Raw genomic sequence first — 2194 nt, 5'->3', positions numbered from 1 at the left:
GAGCGCGGGGGGCGTGTTCGAGGCGGGCCGGCTGGACGAGGCCGCGCTGCTCTCGGTGCTGGACGCGCTGCCTGCGGGGGACTTCGAGCTGGGGTGCCATCCCGGTGAAGGAGCGCCGCACGTGCCGGAGGATCCGGCGTGGCGCTACGGCTGGGACGCGGAGCTGGCCGCGCTCACGAGCCCCCGGGTGAAGGCGAAGCTCGCGGAGCGGGACATCGCGCTGTCGAGCTACGGCGCGCTGGGCTGATCAGCGGGCCTCGGCGGGACTCCGCGAGTGAGCAGCCCCTCGCGTGCCGCTTCCAGCCGCACCGGTAGGCCTCGTGCTCCCCTCAGCGGGCCTCGGCGTCGTAGAGCAGATGCGGCGTCGTGTAGCCCTCGCCCAGCCCCACCACCTCGCGGACCTCGAAGCCCGCGTCGCGCAAGAGCCGCACTCCGTCCGCTCGCGGCTTGAGCACCATGCCGCCGCTGGCCTTCGTGCGCCCCAGCAGCGACACCATCACCCACTCCTGCGCGAGCGCCTTGGCGTGCTTCCAGGAGCGGTCCCCCTCCACCTCCTTCAACAGGAAGCGCCCCCCGGGACGCAGCAGCCCGCGCACGGCCTTGAGGAAGCCGGGCCACCGGTCCTCCGGCAACAGGTACAGCACGTCGCACACCACCACCGCGTCGAGCGTGCCGGCCTGCGCCTGGGCCAGTTGCTCCACCGAGCCCACCGACAGCGCCACGTTGGGCAGCCCCGCCAGCGCCTGCTGCGCCCAGCGCACCTTGCGCGCATCCAGGTCCACGCCCAGCACCCGCCGCTCTGGCACCGCGAGCGCCATCAGCGCGGAGAGCAACCCGTGCCCGCAGCCAATGTCCGCGACCGTCCCTGAAGGCAGACGCGAGGCCACCGCGAGCAGCGGCGCCGACGACGCCCGCGCGTGCACGTGGAAGCGCTCGCTCGCGGGCAGCCCCGCGTAGCGCGCCAGGGCCTGGTCCAGGAGCCCGCTCATGACACGTACTCCGCGGCGCCGTACGCCACCGTCAACGCCAGCATCAACGCCGCGCTCGTGGCGAGCACACCCCAGCGCCACCGCGGCCGCTCGCGCAAGAGCAGCGCCAGCGTGAGGAACAGCGGGAAGGCGGCCAGCAGGTAGCGCCCCATGCCCATGAAGTCCTTGCTGGACAGGGCGGGCAGTCCCACGATGGCCAGCGTGTAGACGCCGTAGCCCCACCCCAGCCGCTTCGCGCACGGCCACACCAGCGCGAGCGCCCCCAGGGTGAAGGCCGCGTGCCCCACGAGCCGCAGGCCGTCCGACAGAGGCATCCGCCGGCTGAAGCCCTGGAACCAGCGCAGCTTCGCCCAGGTGCGCCAGCCCGGCTGCTGGTCCCACCCCGGCGCGGACTGCACCTTCACGAACGCGAAGGGCTCCCCGAAGGCCTTCCATTGGTAGAGCACGTAGAGCACGAAGCCCGCCGCCGCGAGCACCGGCAAGAGGTCCACGGCGCTCCACTTCAGGCCGCGCTCGTGCTTCCACTCCAGCCGCCGCGCGAGCAGCCCCACCACCAGCGCGGGCGCCACCGGACGCGCCGCCGTGGCCACGGCGGCCAGCAGCACCGCGTACCCCAGCTGCCCCCGCTCCAGGAGCAGGAACGCCGCGATGATGAGCAGCAGGAACAGCGCGTCCGAATACATGGCCCCGTAGAGGAAGAACGCGAACGGGTAGAACGCCATCAGCAGCCCCGCGTGGCGCGCGGACTCCTCGTCCGCCCGCGTGCGCGCCCACAGCGTGAAGACGTAGAGCGCCCCCAACCCGCACACCATGGTGACGAGCATCCCCGCGAGGAACGTGTCCACGTGCAGCAGGCCCAGGCCGCGCAGCACCAGCGGGTACAGCGGGAAGTACGCCACCGGGCTCTGCTGGCCGGGCGTGTAGCGGTAGCCCTCCGTGGCGATGGTCGCGTACCAGCCGGCGTCGAAGTGCGCCCAGCCGAGGAGCGTGGGGGCGCCCGGCCACGTCAACCGCGCGGGGCTGTAGCCCTGCGGGAAGGCGAGCGCGGACACCGTCACCAGCGCGGTGCACACCACCAGGGCGGCGAGCCCGGCGGTCAGGACGGTACGGGGAGCGGAGCGGACCATTCAGGGGATGCCCTTGGTCCAGAACCGCCCCCGCCGTCAAGCAGGGCCCGGGACAGGGGGAGCCTTCCGGGCCCTGCT

Annotated in this window: 3 protein-coding genes; 1 reads left to right on the top strand and 2 read right to left on the bottom strand. The window is 73.3% G+C overall.

What is annotated here, in order from left to right:
- Positions 1-247: ChbG/HpnK family deacetylase (locus D7V93_RS42110; protein ID WP_341870999.1), on the top strand; the 247-nt coding region annotated here is incomplete at its 5' end.
- Positions 248-329: 82 nt separating this feature from the next.
- Here the strand turns inward: D7V93_RS42110 and D7V93_RS42105 are convergent.
- Both D7V93_RS42105 and D7V93_RS42100 read right to left on the bottom strand, forming a co-directional pair.
- Positions 330-989 (bottom strand): class I SAM-dependent methyltransferase, encoded by a 660-nt coding sequence (locus tag D7V93_RS42105; RefSeq protein ID WP_120648577.1) that lies wholly within the window; start codon positions 987-989, stop codon positions 330-332.
- A complete protein-coding gene (locus tag D7V93_RS42100) occupies positions 986-2116 on the bottom strand; it encodes a mannosyltransferase family protein (RefSeq protein WP_120648576.1) in 1131 nt (376 codons plus the stop codon). The genes D7V93_RS42105 and D7V93_RS42100 overlap by 4 nt, the downstream gene beginning before the upstream one ends.
- Between the last annotated feature and the right edge of the window lie 78 nt (positions 2117-2194).

Origin of the sequence: Corallococcus llansteffanensis (assembly GCF_003612055.1) — a bacterium.
Classification (GTDB): Bacteria; Myxococcota; Myxococcia; order Myxococcales; family Myxococcaceae; genus Corallococcus; species Corallococcus llansteffanensis.
The sequence above is the reverse complement of the archived record's forward strand: the minus strand, read 5'-3'. Positions and strand labels throughout refer to the sequence as shown.

Bases quoted from the DNA above. Each gene is read 5' to 3' on its own strand.
- D7V93_RS42100 (WP_120648576.1), bottom strand. From the start codon at position 2,116: ATGGTCCGCTCCGCTCCCCGTACCGTCCTGACCGCCGGGCTCGCCGCC.
- D7V93_RS42105 (WP_120648577.1), bottom strand. From the start codon at position 989: ATGAGCGGGCTCCTGGACCAGGCCCTGGCGCGCTACGCGGGGCTGCCC.